Origin of the sequence: Listeria ivanovii subsp. londoniensis (genome assembly GCF_000763495.1) — a bacterium.
GTDB classification, from domain to species: Bacteria; Bacillota; Bacilli; order Lactobacillales; family Listeriaceae; genus Listeria; species Listeria londoniensis.
This window is the reverse complement of record NZ_CP009576.1, coordinates 2,380,298-2,402,232: the sequence shown is the minus strand read 5'-3', so window position 1 is coordinate 2,402,232 and position 21,935 is coordinate 2,380,298. Positions and strand designations below refer to the sequence as shown.

The 21,935-nt window shown below is 36.7% G+C and carries 21 protein-coding genes; 9 read left to right on the top strand and 12 right to left on the bottom strand.

Features of this window, described 5'->3' with window-relative positions; genetic code table 11:
• Positions 1 to 9 precede the first annotated feature (9 nt).
• From JL53_RS11760 to glmM, 4 genes are all read left to right on the top strand, one after another.
• A complete protein-coding gene (locus tag JL53_RS11760; protein WP_038407718.1) occupies positions 10 to 2,274 on the top strand; it encodes a maltose phosphorylase MdxK in 2,265 nt (754 codons plus the stop codon).
• 185 nt (positions 2,275 to 2,459) lie between these two features.
• Positions 2,460 to 3,281 carry a diadenylate cyclase gene (gene dacA, locus JL53_RS11755; RefSeq protein ID WP_038407717.1) on the top strand — a complete coding sequence of 274 codons (822 nt, stop codon included), beginning with the start codon at positions 2,460 to 2,462 and terminating at the stop codon, positions 3,279 to 3,281.
• Positions 3,281 to 4,642, top strand: a complete 1,362-nt coding sequence (locus tag JL53_RS11750; RefSeq protein ID WP_074673909.1) for a CdaR family protein — start codon at positions 3,281 to 3,283, stop codon at positions 4,640 to 4,642. Before dacA ends, JL53_RS11750 begins: the two co-directional genes overlap by 1 nt.
• Before the next feature lie 227 nt (positions 4,643 to 4,869).
• Positions 4,870 to 6,222, top strand: coding sequence for a phosphoglucosamine mutase (gene glmM / locus JL53_RS11745; RefSeq protein WP_038407716.1), 1,353 nt, complete (start codon positions 4,870 to 4,872; stop codon positions 6,220 to 6,222).
• A gap of 33 nt (positions 6,223 to 6,255) precedes the next feature.
• On the opposite strand, the gene JL53_RS11740 is transcribed toward glmM, so the two are convergent.
• Complete coding sequence (locus tag JL53_RS11740; RefSeq protein WP_038407715.1) at positions 6,256 to 6,717, bottom strand: GNAT family N-acetyltransferase; 462 nt, start codon at positions 6,715 to 6,717, stop codon at positions 6,256 to 6,258.
• A 61-nt stretch (positions 6,718 to 6,778) separates the two neighbouring features.
• On the opposite strand from JL53_RS11740, the gene JL53_RS11735 reads away from it, so the two are divergent.
• On the top strand, positions 6,779 to 7,603 hold the full coding sequence (locus JL53_RS11735; protein WP_038408249.1) for a hypothetical protein: 825 nt from the start codon (positions 6,779 to 6,781) through the stop codon (positions 7,601 to 7,603).
• 104 nt (positions 7,604 to 7,707) lie between these two features.
• Here the strand turns inward: JL53_RS11735 and JL53_RS11730 are convergent, their stop codons facing one another.
• The 4 genes from JL53_RS11730 to JL53_RS11715 form a co-directional block, all read right to left on the bottom strand.
• Positions 7,708 to 9,651, bottom strand: a complete 1,944-nt coding sequence (locus JL53_RS11730) for an ABC transporter permease (RefSeq protein ID WP_038407714.1) — start codon at positions 9,649 to 9,651, stop codon at positions 7,708 to 7,710.
• Positions 9,638 to 10,405 (bottom strand): ABC transporter ATP-binding protein, encoded by a 768-nt coding sequence (locus JL53_RS11725; RefSeq protein ID WP_003720487.1) that lies wholly within the window; start codon positions 10,403 to 10,405, stop codon positions 9,638 to 9,640. Before JL53_RS11725 ends, JL53_RS11730 begins: the two co-directional genes overlap by 14 nt.
• Positions 10,406 to 10,606: 201 nt before the next feature.
• Entirely contained in the window at positions 10,607 to 11,362 is a 756-nt protein-coding gene (gene hemQ, locus JL53_RS11720; RefSeq protein WP_003720486.1) for a hydrogen peroxide-dependent heme synthase, read from the bottom strand.
• Positions 11,363 to 11,444: 82 nt separating this feature from the next.
• A complete protein-coding gene (locus tag JL53_RS11715; RefSeq protein ID WP_003720485.1) occupies positions 11,445 to 11,675 on the bottom strand; it encodes a helix-turn-helix domain-containing protein in 231 nt (76 codons plus the stop codon).
• Between the two features lie 124 nt (positions 11,676 to 11,799).
• On the opposite strand from JL53_RS11715, the gene JL53_RS11710 reads away from it, so the two are divergent.
• Positions 11,800 to 12,531: an NADPH-dependent oxidoreductase gene (locus tag JL53_RS11710; protein WP_038407713.1), complete on the top strand. Its 732-nt coding sequence runs from the start codon at positions 11,800 to 11,802 to the stop codon at positions 12,529 to 12,531.
• 79 nt (positions 12,532 to 12,610) lie between these two features.
• Positions 12,611 to 13,567: a mannose-6-phosphate isomerase, class I gene (gene manA, locus JL53_RS11705; protein ID WP_038407712.1), complete on the top strand. Its 957-nt coding sequence runs from the start codon at positions 12,611 to 12,613 to the stop codon at positions 13,565 to 13,567.
• Between the two features lie 114 nt (positions 13,568 to 13,681).
• Here the strand turns inward: manA and JL53_RS11700 are convergent, their stop codons facing one another.
• The 3 genes from JL53_RS11700 to JL53_RS11690 are packed head-to-tail and all read right to left on the bottom strand — an operon-like array spanning position 13,682 to position 16,436.
• A complete protein-coding gene (locus JL53_RS11700; protein ID WP_038407711.1) occupies positions 13,682 to 14,491 on the bottom strand; it encodes an alpha/beta fold hydrolase in 810 nt (269 codons plus the stop codon).
• 35 nt (positions 14,492 to 14,526) lie between these two features.
• Positions 14,527 to 15,669: an N-acetylglucosamine-6-phosphate deacetylase gene (gene nagA / locus JL53_RS11695; protein ID WP_038407710.1), complete on the bottom strand. Its 1,143-nt coding sequence runs from the start codon at positions 15,667 to 15,669 to the stop codon at positions 14,527 to 14,529.
• An 8-nt stretch (positions 15,670 to 15,677) separates the two neighbouring features.
• The gene (locus JL53_RS11690; RefSeq protein ID WP_038407709.1) at positions 15,678 to 16,436 is read right to left on the bottom strand and encodes a DeoR/GlpR family DNA-binding transcription regulator; all 759 of its coding nucleotides are present in this window, start codon (positions 16,434 to 16,436) and stop codon (positions 15,678 to 15,680) included.
• A 298-nt stretch (positions 16,437 to 16,734) separates the two neighbouring features.
• Here JL53_RS11690 and JL53_RS11685 point away from each other — a divergent pair, with 298 nt between their 5' ends.
• On the top strand, positions 16,735 to 17,583 hold the full coding sequence (locus JL53_RS11685; protein ID WP_038408248.1) for a metallophosphoesterase: 849 nt from the start codon (positions 16,735 to 16,737) through the stop codon (positions 17,581 to 17,583).
• A gap of 39 nt (positions 17,584 to 17,622) precedes the next feature.
• Here JL53_RS11685 and JL53_RS11680 read toward each other — a convergent pair whose 3' ends face one another.
• Genes JL53_RS11680 through JL53_RS11670 form a run of 3 tightly spaced genes read right to left on the bottom strand, consistent with a single transcriptional unit; the run spans position 17,623 to position 20,029 of the window.
• Complete coding sequence (locus tag JL53_RS11680) at positions 17,623 to 17,796, bottom strand: FeoB-associated Cys-rich membrane protein (protein WP_003748959.1); 174 nt, start codon at positions 17,794 to 17,796, stop codon at positions 17,623 to 17,625.
• A gap of 14 nt (positions 17,797 to 17,810) precedes the next feature.
• On the bottom strand, positions 17,811 to 19,805 hold the full coding sequence (feoB, locus tag JL53_RS11675; protein ID WP_038407708.1) for a ferrous iron transport protein B: 1,995 nt from the start codon (positions 19,803 to 19,805) through the stop codon (positions 17,811 to 17,813).
• A complete protein-coding gene (locus JL53_RS11670; RefSeq protein ID WP_003720478.1) occupies positions 19,802 to 20,029 on the bottom strand; it encodes a FeoA family protein in 228 nt (75 codons plus the stop codon). The genes feoB and JL53_RS11670 overlap by 4 nt, the downstream gene beginning before the upstream one ends.
• A 320-nt stretch (positions 20,030 to 20,349) precedes the next feature.
• Here JL53_RS11670 and pta point away from each other — a divergent pair, with 320 nt between their 5' ends.
• Positions 20,350 to 21,327: a phosphate acetyltransferase gene (pta, locus tag JL53_RS11665; RefSeq protein WP_003753273.1), complete on the top strand. Its 978-nt coding sequence runs from the start codon at positions 20,350 to 20,352 to the stop codon at positions 21,325 to 21,327.
• 40 nt (positions 21,328 to 21,367) lie between these two features.
• On the opposite strand, the gene pdxT is transcribed toward pta, so the two are convergent.
• The gene (gene pdxT / locus JL53_RS11660; RefSeq protein WP_038407707.1) at positions 21,368 to 21,934 is read right to left on the bottom strand and encodes a pyridoxal 5'-phosphate synthase glutaminase subunit PdxT; all 567 of its coding nucleotides are present in this window, start codon (positions 21,932 to 21,934) and stop codon (positions 21,368 to 21,370) included.
• Between the last annotated feature and the right edge of the window lies 1 nt (position 21,935).

Sequence of the window (21,935 nt, the reverse complement as noted above, 5' to 3'; positions counted from 1 at the left end):
GGATTTAGTATGGCACAGAAGCAATTATTTGAAATCAGTCCATGGACATTACGAACAACCAAATTAGATAAAGAAAACAAGCGACTTCAAGAAAGTTTAACTTCGCTTGGTAATGGTTACATGGGAATGCGCGGGAATTTTGAAGAAGGATACTCCGGTGATGGCCATATTGGAACATATTATGCAGGTGTTTGGTTTCCTGATAAAACGCGTGTTGGTTGGTGGAAAAATGGCTACCCAGATTATTTTGGCAAAGTCATTAACGGACTAAATTTTATTGGAATCGACGTTCGACTTGATGGTGAAAAACTAGATTTATTCACAGATGAAGTGAGCGATTTTGAGCTTGTTTTAGATATGGAAAAAGGGATACTTAGTCGTCATTTCATAGTAGTTAAAAATAATAAATCTTTCCGAGTTTCGGCAGAACGATTTTTAAGTGTTGAAACAAAAGAGTTGGCAGTTATTCGCTACCAAGTGGAAGCTTTAAGTGATGCGACAGTCGAATTAACTTCTTATGTAGATGGTAATGTTCAAAATGAAGATGCTAACTATGAAGAAATGTTTTGGCAAGAAGTCGAACAATTTTCCGACATGAATAAAAGTTCACTAATTACAAAAACGATTCCGAACAACTTTGATACGCCACGTTTTACTGTTTCTGCTGTGGTGGAAAATCGTACCAATGCAACCAACGAAACAAATCAAACGAAATCACTTTACGCAGAAAATAAGTATCATTTTGATTTAAAAGCAAATGAAGTGGCGCAAATTGAAAAACGAGTGGTAATTACGACTTCTCGTGACTTTTCCGAGATAGAGGTTTTAGGTGCTGGTTATGCTATCTTGAATAAACTTGCCTCAAGCTCTTACGAAGAACTTCTCGCAGCGCATATTGCCGGTTGGCGCGAACGCTGGGATAAAGCTGATGTGGAAATTGCTGGAGATGATTCCGCGCAACAAGGAATCCGTTTTAATATTTTCCAATTATTTGCGACATATTATGGTGAAGATGCACGGTTAAACATTGGTCCTAAAGGCTTTACAGGTGAAAAATATGGCGGTGCAACTTATTGGGACACAGAAGCATTTGCCTTACCAATGTACTTATCATTAACCGATAAATCTGTCAGTCACAATTTATTGAAATATCGTCACGACCAATTAGCGGGAGCCAAAATCAATGCTAAGAAAGTCGGTTTAGACGGCGCGCTTTATCCAATGGTTACTTTTACAGGTGTAGAATGCCACAATGAATGGGAAATCACTTTTGAAGAAATCCACAGAAATGGTGCGATTGCTTATGCGATTTATAACTATACAAATTATACGGGCGACGACAGCTATTTGAAAACAGATGGGATCGAAGTTCTAACTGAAATTACCCGTTTCTGGGCTGACCGAGTGCATTTATCTGATCGGTTAGATAAATACATGATTCACGGGGTTACAGGACCGAATGAATATGATAATAACGTCAGCAATAACTGGTATACCAACTATATTGCCGCGTGGACAATTCGCTACACGCTTCAAAATCTAGACACTGAAGCGAAAAAACGTTTTGGTATTACAGAATTTGAAATTGCTAAATGGGAAGATATCGTGCACAGAATGTACTACCCTTTTGATGAGAAGTGGCAAATTTTCGTTCAGCACGACACATTCTTAGACAAAGAATTGCGGTCAACAGATACACTGAAAGCAGAAGACAGACCTATTAATCAAAACTGGTCTTGGGATAAAATTTTGCGTTCTTGCTTCATTAAACAGGCAGATGTTCTGCAAGGGTTGTATTTATTCCATGATGACTTTGACTTTGATACGAAACAACGTAATTTTGAATTTTATGAACCGTTGACAGTCCATGAATCAAGCTTATCGCCTGCTGTCCATTCGGTTTTAGCAGCTGAAATTGGCAAGTATGATAAAGCAGTGGAACTTTATAAACGAACCGCTCGCCTTGATTTAGACAACATTAATAATGATACGGAAGATGGTCTCCACATTACATCTATGGCAGGCAGTTGGCTTTCGATTGTGCAAGGTTTTGCTGGTATGCGAATTTCAGAAGGTAAACTTAGATTTGCGCCGTTTTTACCAACAGGCTGGAACAACTATCGTTTTAAAATCAACTTCCGCGATCGCTTGCTAGAAGTGAATGTTGCAGAAGGTGATGTGACGATTAAATTATGTCACGGGGAGCCGATAGATTTAGAAATGTACAAGAAAAACTATTTACTAAAAACAACAGTAACTATCCCAATCTCGTAATGAAAAACTTACCTAAAACAGTAAAAATCGTTTTAGGTAAGTTTTTTTCTTTAACAAATCTTTCCAATTTTTGGCGGGATGATTCCTTTTTCCATCCGGGCTCTTATGCTATAATAAAGAAAGTGAACAATTAAATGACTAGCAAATTAGCATAAACGGTTTACAAAAGGCGCGGAGGTGAAGTGATGGATTTTTCCAATATGTCGATATTGCATTATCTAGCAAACATTGTAGATATTCTTGTCGTATGGTTTGTAATTTATAAAGTGATCATGCTGATCCGAGGGACAAAAGCAGTTCAGTTATTAAAAGGTATTTTTATTATCATTGCAGTAAAACTATTAAGCGGATTTTTTGGTCTCCATACAGTAGAATGGATTACGGATCAAATGCTTACTTGGGGATTCCTTGCAATTATTATTATCTTCCAACCAGAATTGCGCCGTGCTTTAGAGACGCTTGGTCGAGGGAATATTTTTACCCGCTATGGTTCAAGAATTGAGCGTGAACAGCACCATTTAATTGAATCTATCGAGAAGTCTACCCAATATATGGCAAAACGTCGTATCGGAGCGTTAATCTCTGTTGCGCGTGATACAGGGATGGATGACTACATCGAAACAGGGATTCCACTCAATGCAAAAATTTCTTCCCAGCTATTAATTAATATTTTTATTCCAAATACACCGCTTCATGATGGAGCTGTAATTATTAAAGGAAATGAAATCGCATCGGCGGCAAGTTATTTACCGCTTTCTGATAGTCCATTCTTATCCAAAGAACTTGGGACACGTCACCGGGCTGCACTTGGGATTAGTGAAGTGACAGATAGTATCACGATTGTTGTCTCCGAAGAAACAGGCGGAATTTCATTAACGAAAGGCGGAGAACTTTTCCGTGATGTTTCCGAAGAAGAATTACATAAAATTCTTCTAAGAGAACTAGTCACAGTGACCGTTAAAAAACCTTCTATCTTTTCTAAATGGAAAGGAGGCAAAAGCGAATGATGGATCGAATTTTAAATAACAAGTGGTCGATTCGGATTATAGCTTTATTACTTGCAGCCATCCTTTTCACATCAGTCAACGCAAGCAATAAAGATACAACTAGCTTTTCAACTAGTGCCTCAAGTGATACAGAAGTAATCGAAAACGTACCTGTAAAAGTTTATTATGATAAAACGAATTTATACATTTCTGGCGTTCCAGAGACAGTCACAGTGACCATTTCTGGACCAAGAAGTATTGTCCAATCGGCTAAAGCACAGCAAGATTTCACTGTTTACGCAGATTTGAAAAATGCGTCGATTGGGACACAAGAAGTGAAACTACAAGTAAAAGACGTCTCAGATAGACTCAAAGTAAAAGTGGATCCAGCTTCAGTAAACGTCAATGTGCAAGAAAAAGTGACGAAAAAATTCTCTGTTGATGTTGAATTAAGTAAATCAGTCATTGCGGATGGATATCAAGCAGGAACACCGGTCATTGATCCTAAAAAAGTATCTATCACAGGCGCAAAAGATACCATTGAGCAAATCGCCTATGTGAAAGCCACTTTGGAAGATGACGGGAAGCATAAATCGGAATTCACCGATAAAGCAACTGTTTCTGTATTTGATAGCAATTTGAATAAATTAGATGTAGAGGTTAGTCCACAAGAAGTCGAAGTCACTGTTCCCGTTGAGAAAGTGGGGAAATCCGTCCCAGTTAAAATTAAACAAGAAGGAACACCAGAGAGCGATATTGAAATCTCTAGCATGACGCCTGATAAGTCAGAAGTTGTTGTGGTCGGCGATGATGCGGTCCTTGATAAAATTAAAGAAATAGAAATCCCAATCGATGTAACTAAAATAAAAGCGGATACCGTTAAAGAAGTGACTGTTCCGGTCCCAAATGGAGCAAAATCAGTTCAACCAACGACAATTGAGGTTAAAATAAAAACTGTAAAAAAGTCTGAAGCAAATAGCGAATCAAGCACCTCAGAAGATAAAAATGATTCGGACTCCAACAAGACAGCGACAGATGATCGAGGGGATAGCGACACCAATTCTAAAGTATCTAAGTCTTTCTCCAATATGCAAGTGTACATGAGTGGTTTAAAAAACACCTTAGACGCACAAATGATTACACCAGCAAACGGTAAAGTCTCGGTAACTATTACTGGTGAGAAAAAAGTTGTGGATAATGTTACTGTAAAAGATTTGAGCGTTATTGCTAACTTAAGTAAAGGCAAAACAGGGGACTTCTCGGTTCCGCTAGAACTAAATGGTTTGCCTGATAATGTCGCGTATGTTATTAATCCAATATCAGCTGACTTTATAATTACAGAAAAAGAAGCACAAAATACGGTTCCATCGAAAAACACATAAGAATAAGGAGTATGAGATATAGAGTCTCATACTCCTCCTTTTGCGCTTTTACATAGAATAAAATAGGGATTTTACTGCAGAAGGATGAAATTTTTTCTTAAAAAAGGTATAATAACAGGTATATGGTCGAAAGTAAGTAGATAAAACCGGAATTTGGAAAAAGTAAAAACTAAAACGATAAACAAAAATCATTTAGATAATGAATGACTTAGAAGGAGAGTAATAAAATGGGTAAATATTTTGGTACGGATGGAGTTAGAGGGGTAGCGAACTCAGAATTAACACCAGAACTTGCATTCCGATTAGGTCGAATGGGTGGTTATGTATTAACTCGCCATGTAGGTGAACATCCGCGTGTGCTTGTTGCTCGGGATACACGAATCTCCGGTGAAATGCTTGAATCCGCTTTAATCGCTGGTCTTGTGTCAGTTGGGATAGAAGTAATGCGTTTAGGGGTCATTTCAACTCCAGGAGTAGCTTATTTAACAAAAGCACAAGGAGCATCTGCAAGTGTGATGATTTCAGCTAGTCACAATCCAGTAGATGATAACGGGATTAAGTTCTTCGGTTCAGATGGCTTTAAACTTTCTGATGACCAAGAAGAAGAAATTGAACAACTTTTAGATACCGCAGAAGATACACTACCACGTCCTAGTGGCGAAGGTTTAGGAACCGTTAGCGATTATTTTGAAGGTAAACAAAAATATATTCAATACTTAAAACAAACAATTGAAAATGACTTTAATGGTTATCATATCGCATTAGATTGTGCTAATGGAGCCACTTCTGGACTTGCAACACATTTATTTGCAGATCTAGATGCAGATATAAGTTCGATGGGAGCATCTCCAAATGGACTGAATATCAATGATGGTGTTGGTTCAACACATCCAGAAGCCCTAGCTGCTTTTGTTTTAGAAAAAAAAGCGGATGTTGGTTTAGCTTTTGATGGTGATGGAGACCGAGTAATTGCGATTGACGAAATTGGCCAAATTGTCGATGGAGACAAAATTATGTTCATTTGTGCGAAATATCTACGCGAACAAGGTCTTTTAAATAGCAACACGATTGTTTCCACTGTCATGAGTAATCTTGGTTTTTACAAAGGTTTAAAAGAACTTAACATTGAGGATGTACAAACGGCTGTTGGAGATCGTTATGTAGTGGAAGCAATGCGTGAAGGTAACTATAATCTTGGTGGGGAGCAATCCGGTCATATTATTTTCTTGGATCATAATACAACTGGTGATGGTCTTTTATCCGGAATCCAACTAATTAATGTTATGAAAGCAACAGGGAAAAAATTGTCGGAACTGGCTTCTGAAATGAAAACTTTCCCACAAAAACTTGAAAATATTCGCGTTAGTGATAAAAACCATGTAACTGATAATCCAAAAGTAAGTAAAGTCATCAGCGAGGTAGAAACTGAAATGGCTGGAAATGGTCGTGTACTTGTTCGCCCATCTGGAACAGAACCGCTTGTCAGAGTTATGGTAGAAGCAGCAACAAAAGAAAAAACAGATGAATATTGTGAACGTATTTCAGCAGTTGTTCGTGCTGAAATGGCGCTTAATGACTAACTAGAAAACAAAAAATCCTGATGATACATGTCATCAGGATTTTATTTCTTTTAATAAAATAATTTGGTCTAAGCAAGGTATGCCATTTTCGATAATAGCTTGGTTTGGATACTGTTCCGAAAAATAATTAGGAACAATTTTTTGGATTCGAAAACCATTTTTTTGATAGAAGGCAAGCTGATTAATACTCGAATTACCAGTTTTAACGATTAGTTCAGTAAAATGATAGGAATTAGCAAAGTCAAAAGCTTTTTCTAAAAGTTTCTTTCCAAGGCCATTATTCCTGATAGATTCCAAAACAGCGATATTCATAATCTCTATTTGATGGTTATTTATTGGTAATAAGCAAACAACACCCATTGTTTTTTCGTCATCTTTTAACTCGAAAACAGTAGATTTATCTAGATATTGAGTAATTTGTGTTTCGCTAGGATCGGCTTCTAGAAGAAGTTCAAGCGGTGAAGGCTTGCTTTTGTCCCAGATTGTCCAGTGCATTTTTATCACCTCATTTTTAGATTAACATGGTAGGCAACAAATAGGAAGGGAAGTGGGAAAATTGCCTGAAAAATTAAGAGGAATATGTGGTAGTTTGCTGATTGCACTAGGAGTTACACAGCTTTATAGTTTTGTTAGTGTATTGGTAGGTTATTTTAGTGCGGAAGAGAATAATTTTGTCATCGTCTGGAATTATTGGGTGATACTATTATTTGGATTAGGACTTTTTATCATAGGAATTAGTTTTATAAGAAAAGAACAGCTTTGGCTTATTAGTTTGATCGTCGTTCTTTGCTTTACATTGTTCCAAGGTTTTTCTGTTTACTACTATCAAATTAGAGTATTAGCGGAAATTAAAAAAAATGCACCATTCGAGTGGTCGGGTACCTTACTGTTTATCACGGGTCTACTCATCTTAATACTATTACTTATTGCACCAAAAATCCCTATACGAGAAGTAAAAGCAGACCAGAGTTGGAAGACCAAATGGCGTTATACAGCAGGATTTTTCTCGCTGATTGGTGCAGTAACTTCTGTGTATGCAGCAATCACTATTTTTAAACAACTCCATTCAGATAGCATAAAAGAGGGTTATCTATTTACGATGCCTCTAGATGCATACTTCGCTTGCTTTATGGCGATTGTATTTACGATTGTAACACTCCTCTCTTGGCGAAAAGTATCTTTTTTATTAATCGGAATACTAATGGGAGCAGCTTTCATTTTATTTACGAATTATCTATCCGTGACAAATTGGATTGATTTCGCTAAAGATAATTTATCGATTACATTTGGCAGTAACGAACGGCAAGTGTTTGGAATGCAATTTCTGATGGGTGCTTCGGCTTTTATTTCTAGCATATTTGCTTATATCGCTAAAAAATAACCGACTCAGATACGAAATAAAAATAAGCAGGAACCTTGTATAAAGTCACTTTTCGAAATGGCTTGACACAATGATTCCTGCTTTTCTATTTTTTATTATACTGTTTACTGTTTTTTACCTACAACTATGTTTGTGTAACTATTTAAAGTAAGGAAATAGTAGACAATATACATCAGTGTGTAAATTCCAGTGGAGATGATAACTGGCATCGTTAAATCTAGACCTAACATATGAGAAAGGCCAACTAGCGCAAAACTACTATGCAAAATACCGATAACTAACGGAATTAAGAAGACTACTAGCAACTGCTTAGCAAGTGTTTTTCGAATGTCTTTTCGGTTAAGCCCGATTTTTTGTAGGATATCAAATGTACCGATGTCATTGTAAGCTTCCGTTAATTGTTTGAAGTAAATGATGCTTCCTGTTGCCGCTAAGAAGACAAAACCGATGAACATTCCGATGAAGAGAAGGACACCTGTGATGGTAATGATTCCTTGATAAGTGGTGCTATAAGAAAGAAGCATACTATCTTTTGGAGTCACAGCCTGTACTTTTCCAGCTAATTCTTGTGCTTTTTTTGCATTTTGGACAGATATGGATTCAAGCTTAACTGGTTTATTATGTTTGTCAGATGCGATTTTTTTTATTTGACTGTCTGGTAAAACAAGTAATCCTTGAACGGTGCCAAGTGGAGAGTCTTGCACAACAGATTTGATTTGAACTGTTGGATTTCCAGCTGTCATTAATGTATATTTTTCGCCAATCATTTCTTTTTTAGAACGTTCATCATACATGAATGAGAGAACCATTTGAGCTTGGTTTTCTTTTAGATTGGCAGCCTTTTCGTTGTTTCCTTGCTTTTTCACAAGGGTATTATAATTAGATTCTGAAATAACTGGGAAACCTTCGTTAATATTATATTCAATAAAATCTGGGTTAGATTCCTTGGCTGGAACAATATAATAAGTACTTTCTTGTTGATATTCTATTGGGTGTTCCGGGTCGCTTCCAGCTGTTTGGATAATTTTTTCATTGTTAGAAGCATCTTTTGGAATGACATATTCAAAACTAGATGGTGCAGTTGTACTTGCAGATTTATTTGCTTGATAGTAAATGCTGCTGATTGTACCAATAACAGAAAGTGTTGTAGCACTAAGAATAGAAATAACAATTAACGTTTTAGCATTGGATGAGATTCGGAATGTTAATTGTGATGTAGAGATAATATTGCTACCTTTATAAAAAAGCTTTTTATTTTTTCGCAGTTTTGCCAGTAAATATGGTAGGAAGAATGTAATGAAGAGAGCTGTTCCTACAATAACAGAAGCTAAAATAACGAGTGAGCCAATTGGCAAGCCGAGTTTTACCCAGATGGATCCTTTTGATTCAAGTGGTTGCCCAGCGATAGTATAGCCAAGCGCAATAAATATTAACGAAAGTAGCGCCAAAATTAATGATGGTTTTGGGCTTTTTTCGCGTTTCGCTTCAGAATGGAATAAATCAAGTAAAGTAGTACGATAGATGATTCGATAACCTGAAAACGATGTGAACAAAGTGATGATTAAAAAGACAATACTTGTTTGAATGACAGCTTCCCATGAAAAAGCAAAGCCACCAATATTTCCAATATTAATTAAGTTCAGCAAAATAGTAACAAATATTTTAGAAAGTAATGTTCCTGCTAAAATACCAATTACTAGTGCACCAAGTCCCATTAAGAAATTTTCGTAAAACAGCATCCGTCCAATTTCTTTTTTACGCAAACCAAGTAAAGAGTAAAGGCCGATTTCTTTTTTACGTTTTCTAGTGAAGAAATTATTTGAGTAGAGAATGAAGATAGCTACAAAAATAAGTAAGATTACAGATGATGTGGAAAATGCGGTGGATAATTTGGTGGATTTATCAATTCGTTCAACAACGGCGGGGTCTTTAGAAAGAACGAGAAAGGTAAAATAAATCATAATACTAAAAATCATCGAAGCAAAGTATAGAAAGTAATGGACAAAATTGTGGCGAATATTTTTTTTAGCTAAATCAAATAACGTCATCAGCGTCGCCTCCCAGTTTAGCAAGGACGTCTAGAATTTTCTGGAAGAACTCCTTACGCGTTTTTGTTCCACGATAAATTTCGGTATATAATTCGCCGTCTTTAATAAATAAAATTCGTTTACAAAAACTAGCGGCGAAAGCATCATGGGTAACCATCATAATTGTCGCATTGTCTTGTTCATTTAAATCACGTAAACTTTCCAGTAAGTTGGTAGCAGATTTAGAATCTAATGCTCCAGTTGGTTCATCGGCAAAAATCAAACTTGGGGAAGTAATAATTGCACGGGAAGCGGCTGTACGTTGTTTTTGTCCCCCAGATACTTCACTAGGATATTTATCAAGAATATCTATGATGCCAAATTTTTCACTAATAACAACGAGTTTGGCTTCGATTTCTTTTACAGGTTGTTTAGCAAGTGCTAATGGAAGAATAATATTTTCACGAATCGTGAGTGTATCCAAGAGATTGTAGTCTTGAAAAATAAATCCTAACTTATTACGGCGGAACATAGACATTTGTTGTTCATCCATGTTTTCAAGTGCTTGTCCGGAAATCATAATCTCACCAGAAGTAGGTTTATCAATAGTTGATAACACATTTAGCAAGGTAGATTTCCCTGCCCCAGAAGGCCCCATAATACCAGTGAATTCTCCTTTTTTAATATCAATACTGATATTTTCAAGTGCAGTATAGACATTTCCTTTAATTCCATAAATCTTTCGAACATTTTTTGCTTGTAAAACTGTTTCCATTATTTTCGCTCCTTAGATAAACTAAATTCTTTTAAGTATATGTATCATTCTACCGATAAAAATTACACGGTTCCATCGTCTCGAATGACAATTGTAGTAATTATCCTTACAAAATTGTTAGTTTAATGAAAAAAACTGGAAATCTTGAAAACAAATCTGCATAAAAAAAGATTGGTTTCAAGAAATTCCAGTTTTTGCTTATTAAATGGTAAATAGTTTAGATAGATTTTCGGAAGGTAACAGGTTTCCGATAAAGAAAGAACCAAATTCTGCATATCGCGCGCTTGCTTCGTCAAAACGCATTTCTGTAACGATTCGTTTAAATTCCAGTGCGTCGTCAGAAAATAAAGTGACACCCCATTCATAGTCATCAAAACCAATTGAACCACCGATAATTTGTTGTACTTTACCAGCGTAAGAGCGACCAATCATGCCATGGTCACGAATCAATTGTTGGCGTTCATTCATTGGAAGCATATACCAATTATCAGCACCATCGCGTTTTTTGCTCATTGGATAAAAACAGATGTGTTTTTTAGGAGGCAGAGCTGGATAAAGTCTAGCACGCACACCTTTGTTTTGATAAGGATCTTCGCCTCCAGCCATATGAGAAGCCAGATAATTACTTAATTCGACAACAGATATGTAGGAATAAGTTGGTAATAAGTAATCGGCAATAGCTAATTTATTAAACTTGTTTTCGACTTCATTTAACGTTTCAAGCGAATCGCGTAAAGTGAAAAAAACAAGATCTGCTTTTTGACCAAGGATACTATAAATTGTGTGTTCCCCTTCACCGATATTTTTCGTAATTTCCATATCACTTAAAAAATGACTTAACTCATTCAACATCAATTCTTGATTAGTTGGATTTAACTCACGCCAAGCTGCCCAATCAACCGAACGAAAATCATGGAGACAAAACCAACCATCTAATGTTTTTACTGCTTCATTCACTATGTATCACTCCTTGTTTAGAATATCACTAACTAAAGTGTACCATATCAGACTTTGTTCGTCTGCTTCGCTGTTTGTGAATCTAGGCTTCAAATGGACGATATTTTTTGCGTAAACTTTGTTGTTTCTCAAGGCGAAGTTCAATATCAATCCGGTGAAAGAGAACCATATTACCTTTTTTGGTAAAGGGAAGCACATTACGTTTTGCTAGGGAAAGGAGCGCTTGCTTCGATATACCTAAAAACGCAGCTGCTTCATTTGCTGTCAGAAAGTTTTCTTCTAACCATTTAAAGTCAATTTGTTGTTGGCGCATGCCTTTTCACCTCTTTCTACTTAAGTGTAGAAAATATCTCCACGAAATACAAGGGAAAACATTAACAATTGCTTTAAAACAAGCTATACTTTAATTAACGAAATAAAAAATGGGAGGCATAAATATGAATGATGTTTTAACTTTGCTTAGAAAGCATCGCTCTTTTCGCAAGTATAAACAAGGAGTAACCATACCTGAAGAAAAATTAGCTGCAATTATTCGTGCTGCTCAAAGTGCTCCGTCGTGGATTAATGGTCAACATTATTCGATTATTGCGATTAAAGACCAAGCTCGCAAAAATAAAATCGCAGAACTATGTGGTAACCAAGCCTACATAGCGGAATGTTCTGTATTTCTTTGCTTCGTGGCAGACTTCTACCGAGTGAAATTGGCAAGTGAGATGCATAAGAAAAGTTTTGCTATTTCAGGCGAAGAAGATTTGCTTATGGTTGCTGCGACAGATATTGGCCTTAGCATGCAAAATGCGTTGACAGCAGCAGAATCACTTGACTACGGTACGATTTGTATTGGGGGATTAAGGAGGAATATTACTGCTACCTCTGAATTTCTAGGTTTACCGGAGTTTGTCATGCCTGTAGTCGGACTTTGTATTGGAGTACCAGATGTTGAAGTACCAGTCAAACCAAGATTACCCAAAGAAGCTGTATATTTTGAGGAAACTTATCAAACGGATGTGAGGTCTTTACTAGAAGCTTATGATAAAGAAATTATTCCATTTTCAGAACGAGAAGGTTTTGTTTCTTATACTGAACGACTAGCGAAATTTTATGATAAACCTTACTATCCAAATTTAACAGAACAAATAAAAGAAAGAGGCTTTTTAGGCGGGAAATAACTAGCATCTTCCCGGTTAGTAGTATATACTTTTAAGAGACAAAACCCAGCAGAAAAGCTGGAATGGAGGTAAGTTGATAATGACAGAAGCACTATTTTTAAACCCTGTTTTCCAAGATCGAATTTGGGGTGGAACGAAATTACATGATTACTTTGGTTATGATATTCCGTCTGATACTACTGGAGAAGATTGGGCGATTTCCGCGCATCCAAATGGTCCTTCTGTAGTTAAAAATGGCGAATTTAAAGGGAAAACGTTAGCAGAGTTATGGAAAGAAAATCCAGCACTTTTTGGAAATCCGAAAGAAGCTGTTTTTCCACTTTTAACGAAGATTTTAGATGCAAATACCGATCTTTCGGTTCAAGTACATCCAAATGACCAGTATGCGAAAACACACGAAAATGGCGAATTAGGTAAAACAGAATGCTGGTATATCATTGACTGTGCTCCGGGCGCAGAATTGATTTATGGACATAAAGCAGCTAGCAAGGAAGAATTTGCTAGTTGGGCGAAAAATGGTGAATGGGACAAATTACTTCGCAAAGTAGCAATCAAACCTGGCGAATTCTATTATGTTCCAAGCGGTACGATTCATGCACTGGGTACTGGAACTTTAGTGCTTGAAACGCAACAAAGTTCTGATACAACTTATCGCGTGTATGATTATGATCGTAAAGATGCAGAAGGAAACTTGCGCGAATTGCACTTAGATAAAGCAATCGACGTAACAACTGCTCCCCATGTGGATGTGAAACTAGATATCCAAACCGAAACACGTGGCGGTTTGACAGAAACCACTTTTGTTTCCAATGATTTCTTTAGTGTCTTCAAGTGGGAAGTGGATGGTACGGCTGAATTTACAGCCAAAGCGCCGTACACATTAGTAAGTATTTTAGATGGAGAAGCAGTGCTTACAATTGATGGTAAAGACCAAACTATAAAAAAAGGTGACCATTTTATTTTACCAAATGAAGTGAAAACTTGGGCAATAACTGGCAAAATTACAGCGATAGTTTCTAATCCTCCTGTAAAATAAAATACAAGCAGAAATCATTGTATAAAGCCATTTCTAAAGTGGGATATAGAATATTTCTGCTTATTCATTTCTTTATGAGAGTACAACTAAAATATAGTTTTGCGCACGGCTATACTAACTTTTATACACCGTTTTTTGGATACCTATAATAAAGGTTTTAATATAGGTATCTATTTCCAATTTATGTTTCTCTGCATCAACTGTCTTAGGTGTGAGCTCAAAATAACTGGAATTTTCAATATATCGTTCATAAAACAAACTATATTCAATCGGATGAATCACATCATGCTTATTGGAAAGTATAAGGACTGGAATGGTTAAATTAGTTAGTTCACTTTTGTTTTTTATCGGACTATCTTTAGGTATATCAATAAATTTTTTATAGTAATGAACAGAGGCCTCATCTTCAAAATATCGCTCAAAAGTATCAATTGCTTTAGGGTAGGTATCTTTTATAGATTGAAATATCGGATCCTGTTCAAATAACTGTTTTCCGTTTTTTTTCGGCAAATAGTTACTTACTGTTCTAAACCATTCTATCACTTCTTTTTTCATCGGCTCATCTGTCGCAGAACTCCTAAGTAATATCAACCCCGACACTCTATTTGTCTCATGAACTGCTAAATTCAATGCAACACCAGCGCCCATAGATAATCCACCGACATAAAAATGCTGTATCCCTAAATAATCCATTAACGCTAAAGCATCACTTGCCAATCTATCGTAGCTAAGTTTTTTAGAGTCATGTCCGCTTTTCCCATGACCTCTTTGATCCATTGAAATTAATTGAATTTTTTCGTCTTTATTAAATGTTTCAAAAGCAAATTCTAAATTATCACCTAATCCATGAAGAAACAAAAGTGGTATGCCCTCTCCTTGTATTTCATAGTTAAAGCCAATTCCTTCGTGTTTAAAAAATGACATGTTTTATAATCCACTCCTCTGATAGTCATATTGGTTCAGTATTTTTCACCATTAATCCATGTACATAGAACCTCAAATTTGTTATCAAGTAAAACTAAGTCAGCCATATAACCTTCTTCAATTTGGCCCAAATTTTCCATTCCTAAAATAGTTGCTGGCGTACTTGTTGCCATTTGAATAGAATCTTGCAAGTTAATACCAAACTCCGTACTTAACCGTAAAGATTTATTCATCGTCACGGTACTTGAAGCTAAGGTTCCGTCTTCTAAGCGTGCTATTCCTTCCTTGACAGTTACTTGATGACCACCAAAAATATACGCGCCATCGCCAACTCCCATAGCTTGAAGGGCGTCAGTAGTAAGAACGACTTTATCTGGTCCTTTAATTTTATGAATGAGACGCACAATTCCAGGGTGAAGGTGTACGCCGTCTACAATTGTTTGAACACTAATCGAATCGTTTTCCAAAGCTGCTGTAACGAGTCCTGGTGATCTATGATGGATTGTCGGCATTGCATTGAAGCAGTGAGTAATGTGGCTTGCCCCTTTTTCAAAAGCATTCTGTGCCTCTTCATAAGTTGCATTGGAGTGCGCAATTGCAACAACGACATCTCTTTTTTTCAAGAATTCAATTAGTTCAATACCACCAGGCAATTCCGGAGCAATAGTTACCATTTTAATCAAACCGTCTGCTTCATCAAAAATTTGTATCATTTCATTTAAATCAGGATGCCTTAAATATGCTGGGTTTTGCATACCTTTTTTTTCTATATTAAGGTAGGGGCCTTCCAAATGAATTCCTGCAATTTTTGCGCCTTTCTCTTTTCCAATCACTTTTTTTGTTTGCTTAATCATTTGAATCAAGTCTTCCAAAGAGGAACTAACCGATGTAACTAAAAAGCTAGTACATCCTGTTTCTGCACATGCCATAGAAACGGCTTGAATGCTTTCTGTTGAACCATCCATCATATTGTAATTATTAGCTCCATGAATATGAACGTCAATCATTCCTGGAATCAGCAGTTGGCCCTTTCCATCAAAAATTTGCTCTTCTGAATAATTTTCAGGAGCAAATTTATCGCTCGGTAAAACTTCTTTTATTATATTTTTTTCTATAATAACAGTTACATCCATTACGTCATTTTTCTGATAAACTTTCACGTTTTTGATCATTGCCATTACTTTCACTATCCTTTCAATGATATAACTTCCACTTCTTTAGAAATAAGGTGCTGCATTAAATTTTTTGGTAACGGCCCATCTGTTATTACGCCATCAATTCCAGAAAAATCAATTTTAAATGCAGTCTTTTTATTAACTTTGGTAGTATCCATTAATAAGTATACTTTTTCGGAATTTCTGATAATCTCTTGTTTCATGTAAACATCTGTAAGTTCTGAGTAAAAGACACCTGCTTCCGTTATTCCTGTCCCTCCAATAAAAGCAAAATCAAAATTAAATTGTTTGAGTTGATCTAAAACGGGCTCACCGGATAGCACGTGCGAATGGAAGTGGAAAAAACCGCCGAGCAAGTATACTTTATTATTTTCATTTTGAGATGCGGATATTGCGTTATCCATAGAATTAGTCACTACTACTAAATCATTTTGCTCAAGGTCTGAAGCCAAAAAATTAACTGTGGTTGAAACATCTAAATAGATTGTCATATGATTTTTTATTAATTTACCAGCTGCATAAGCGATTCCCTGTTTTTGTTTACTCTGTAGAACTAACCTACTTGTATAGCTTTCTATTTGTGGTTTTAAAATTGGTCGTGACACCCCACCTGGATAGCGTTCTGCCAACCCACTTTCAACTAGTTTTACAATATCACGTCGAGCTGTATCTTTTGAAATAGAAAAAATGCGCATGAGTTCTTCCTGAGAAATAGTTTTCTGGCTCTCTAGCAACTTCAGTTCTTCAAGTATTCTTTCTTTTTGGTTCATAATATCTCCACCTATTATAATCTATTTTAAGTTTTTTTATATTTTTTATAAGTATTTATAATTTTATTATATACTATATTAAGCTTATGTCAATCCGATGTTTTTTACACCTAGCTTCACATAAAGCGGATTCCCCAAAAAGGTTAACTCTAAAAGGTTTTAATACTTGCTTCAAATTTTGTTCATTTTGAGTCACAACTTAATGTGGGTTATAATGAAAGTAATTGTGTTTGATAGGGGCATTTAAAAAATGAAAGTCAATAAAAATAAATCGAAACAGCAACGTAGAGGTGAAAAAATGACGAGGAAGATAAAGTTGGTTATTATATTGGGTGTGATGATTGCCTTACTTGTTGTGGGGTGGTTTGCTGGAACGCGGTTGACTGTAAAGCAATATGATGTTACATCCACTAAAATCGAAAAAGAAATAAAGCTGGTACAATTATCTGATTTGCATTTTAGTGAGTTTGGTGAAAATAATAGTAAACTTGTAGCAAAGGTGGAAGAATTGAAGCCAGATGTAATTGCGATTACCGGAGATCTCTTTGATGAGCAAGGTGATAGTATTCCAAAGTCATTAGTGAAGCAATTAACAACAATAGCTCCTGTTTATTTTTCACCAGGGAATCATGAATACGATATTAAAGATGCGTACGAAGATGACTATAAGCGGTTTTTAGAAGAAGCTGGCGTCACTAATTTAGAAGATAAAACTGTGACCATTGATGTAGACGGGCAAAAATTTCAAATGTCTGGTTTACGGAGTAGTGCAAATTTGACGTATGATTATCCTTATTATGAAGAAGGATTGGCAAAATTGAAAGAACAACAAAATTTTAAATACTATCAAGTACTACTTTCGCATATGCCAGATTATTTTGAGCTTTATGTGGCAAATGACTTTGATTTAACATTAAGTGGCCATACACACGGTGGGATTGTTCGGATTCCTTTTACTAATATTGGAGCGATTGCGCCAGGACCACAACGGTTTATATTACCTGAATTTGTATACGGTGAACATACGAAAGACGGAAAAACGATGATTATATCCGCAGGTTTAGGAGCCGGAAGTTTTCACCAAAAAGCCTTTCCGCGGTTAGGAAATCCATATGAAATTGTCGAAGTGATGATTAAGCCTAAATGAAAAAGAAGAGCCAAATGAAATCCATTCAGCTCTTCTTTTTCATTTAAATATATGATCCAAATTAGTATGTTCTTCAGATTCGCAGTTACAAGCTTTTTCCAACTCGCAGCCGCCACATTTGCCTTCTTTACTACGTTTTACAAATTTTATAATCGCATAAATGGTATAGCCGAAAATGGCGCCACCGAGCAATAAGTTAACGATAATACTCATTTAAAATATCCTCCTTAAATGAACAAACTACCAATTTGATAGACAAGAAATACAAGTACATATGCTGTTACAAGTGGATAGGCGACAGAGAAGGCAGTCCATTTCCACGAACTAGTTTCTTTTCGAATTGCAGCGACCGTTGCCAGACAAGGAATGTATAAAAGAATAAATAACATAAAGCAGTAAGCGGATAGCGGGGTATAGAACGTACTAACCACACTCCCCATCGAGCTTTCCCCAACTGCATAAATAATTGCCATCGTGGAAACAACGACTTCTTTTGCTAAAAATCCGGGAATCAGTGTTGCCCCAGCTTGCCAAGTTCCAAAACCAAGTGGAACGAGTAGTGGTGCAAGGACACCGCCGATAATTGCTAAGAAACTTTCTCCCATCGGAACGCCAAAACCAGAAGGACCAGCATAATTGAGTAACCAAATAATCACCGAACCGGCAAAAATAAATGTTCCTGCTTTGCGTAAAAATCCTTTTCCTTTTTCCCAAGTGCTACGCCATAATGTTCTTAGTGAAGGGAGACGGTAAGGTGGTAGCTCCACGACGAATACGGAATTATCTTTTTTAAGCAGTGTTTTAGAAAGAATCTTAGTGACGATTAGCGCCATTAAAATACCAATGACATAAAGTGAAAGAACGACCAGCGCTTGATACTGCTCAAAGAATACGCCGACGAAAAGTGCATATACTGGAAGGCGTGCCGAACATGACATAAAAGGAGAAACAAGAATCGTGAGCATACGTTCTTTGGATTCCTCAATGGATCTTGCTGCCATAATTCCAGGAACGTTACAACCAAAACCAATAATCATTGGGATAAATGCTTTTCCGTTAAGACCAAATATTTCCATGACACGGTCCATCACAACGGCAATTCGCGCCATATAACCGGAATCTTCTAGGACAGATATGAAGAAAAAGATGACTAAAATTTGCGGAACAAAAACGAGAACGCCACCAACACCAGCGATAATTCCATCCGCAATCAAGTCAATAATAAAACCAGATGCACCAATGGTATTTAAAAACGATGTTACAAAGTCAGTAAACGTGCCGCCGATAAAGCCGTCAAGTAAGTCAGACAGCGGGGCGCCAACCCAAGTAAAGGTTATTTGGAAAATCAACCACATAATCCCTAAGAAAATGGGGATTCCTAACCATTTATGCGTGAAAATTTTATCTAGTTTGTCAGATAGCGGGATATCAGAAGTGCGTGTGTATTCAACGGAAGTCAAACAAATATCTTGAATATAAGTAACACGAACTTGGTGAAAATGATTTTCTAGTTTGTCATCAAGCGCTTCCTCGAGCTCACTTCGAATGGAAACAAGTTGTTCAAAAGCATAATTAGTCGCTAAGAATTCTTCCGTAACTTCATTTTTTGAAAGAAATTGTACAGCCAGCCACCGAGACTGTTTTGCAGGGATTAAATCTTTTGTTAAATTTTGAATGTCGCTAATGGCTTTTTCAGCTTGTTGCCCGTACGGTAAAACTAGTGGAATCGCTGGTGCGACGTGTTTTTCGGACAATGTCGTTAAAATATCATCGGTTCCTTTGCCAGATCTAGCAACGACTGGTAAAATCGGAATCCGGAGTTTTTTAGCGAGATTTTGAATGTTTAAATGAATGCCTCGACCTGCTGCGACATCAATCATATTTAGTCCCATAACAACAGGGGCACCAAACTCAAGCAATTGAATCGTTAAATTTAAGTTTCGCTCAATTTGCGAAGAATCGACAATATTTAACATACAATCAAATTTTTCTTCTAATAAAAAACGTGTAACAACTGTCTCGTCTCGGGAAATCGGATTTAAATCATAAACCCCTGGTAAATCAATTAGTTTACCCGTTTTCGAACGCAAGGTTCCAACTTTTTTTTCAACCGTTACTCCGCTCCAGTTTCCAACATATTCATAAGAGCCAGTTAGTGCATTAAATAGAGATGTTTTTCCTGTATTTGGATTTCCTAGTAAACAAAACGTATTTTGACTCATCTGCGTTCCACCACAATGGCACAAGCATCGCATTGCCTGATACTAATATATTGTCCTTTTGTTTCAAACGTATACGGTCCGCCAAATAATCCTTTTTGTTTGATACAAATTTCACAACCCTCATCGCAACCAAGCGCGAGTAGGCGACGTTTAAGCATCGAATTTTCAAGTTTTAACTCGGAAATTCGAACTTTATCACCAATGGAAGTTTCATTTAATTGCATAATCAAACAGGCCTCCTTTTAAAATATGTAATGAATATGATAATCATTATCAACTATGTTCATTTTATCACGAATGCAATTTAATATGAAGCTTTTTTTCAATTTAATTTGCTATACACCAAAATAGTAGGGTATAACAGCAAAAAAATTTCCTAACAAGGGATAGCTCTTTTGTCTTAATGTCATGCCTTTTTACGTCTGTATTGATACACGGAAATAAGTGCCAGAGCTGTTTTTAATCGGTTTTTACCTATCAAGTTGCTTGTTTTTATAGTAAAATAGTATCTATAACATTTTATATTAATGGAGGAAAATAACACATGAGTGATTTATTTACTACGATTAAAGGACAAGTTACTGGGAAAAACGTGCGCATTGTACTTCCAGAAGGTACGGATGAACGTATCGTTGGAGCAGCTGCACGACTAAAAAAAGAAAACATTGTTACACCGATTTTACTTGGAAATAAAAGCGAAGTAGAAGCAGTAGCGAAAGAAATTGGTGTTTCTGTTGAAGGAATCGCTATTCATGAACCTGCAACTGATCCACTTTTTGATGAATTAGTGGCTGCATTTGTGGAACGCCGTAAAGGTAAAGCAACCGAAGAAGCTGCTCGTAAAATGCTTGCAGATCCAAACTATTTTGGAACTATGCTTGTATACACAGGTAAAGCAGAAGGATTAGTAAGTGGTGCGGCTCATTCTACAGGCGACACAGTTCGTCCAGCACTACAAATTATTAAAACAAAACCAGGCGTAAGTAAAGTGGCTGGGGCAATGATTATGGTTCGTGGGGAAGAACGCTACTTATTCAGTGATGTAGCAATCAATATCGCACCAGTTGCAGCAGACTTAGCTGAGAATGCCATTGTTAGTGCGGAAACGGCGGCAATCTTCGGTATTGATCCACGTGTTGCTATGTTAAGTTTCTCAACAAAAGGCTCTGCAAAATCCGATGAGACAGAAAAAGTTGTAGAAGCAACTGCACTTGCAAAAGAAAAAGCGCCAGAACTTACACTTGATGGCGAATTCCAATTTGATGCAGCATTTGTTCCTACTGTTGCTGAGAAAAAAGCACCAGGTTCTGTTATTAAAGGGGACGCGAATGTATTCATCTTCCCGAGTTTAGAAGCAGGAAATATTGGCTATAAAATTGCGCAACGTTTAGGTAATTTTGAAGCAGTTGGCCCGATTTTACAAGGTTTAAATGCGCCGGTTAATGACTTGTCTCGTGGCTGTAATACAGACGATGTTTATAATTTAACACTAATTACTGCCGCTCAAGCAGTAAACAAATAATTAGCAAAAAACAGTAGACTCGCGTGAGTCTACTGTTTTTTTATACGATTTTTTCTAAAAAGTAACGCATCCAGCGATTATCATCTGTTAATTCAGGATGGAAGGCTGTTACTAATATTTTATCTTGTCTTGCTGCTACAATCCTATCATCCATCGTTGCTAGCACAGTGACATTTTTGCTTGGGGCTGTTAAATAAGGAGCACGGATGAATACTGCTTCAAAAGAAGTTGATCCAAATACTTCAACAGGTAACTCAACTTCAAAGCTTTCTTTCTGCCGTCCAAAGCCATTACGGACAGCAGTTGCATCAATAAGGCCTAAACTCTCTTCGCCACTCTCAATTTCTTTGGATAAAAGAACAAGTCCAGCACAAGTACCAAAAATTGCTTTCCCATCTTTCGCAAATGCTCTGACAGGTTCCATTAAGTCGTAATGCTTCATTATTTTGCGCATCGTCGTACTTTCTCCACCAGGTAAAATAAGACCATCAAGTTTAGCAAAATCGCTTGCGTGCTTTACTTTTGTAGGAATAGCACCAGCAGATTTAATCATGCGCACATGTTCATCAACAGCTCCTTGAATTGCAAGAACACCGATTGTTTTCATA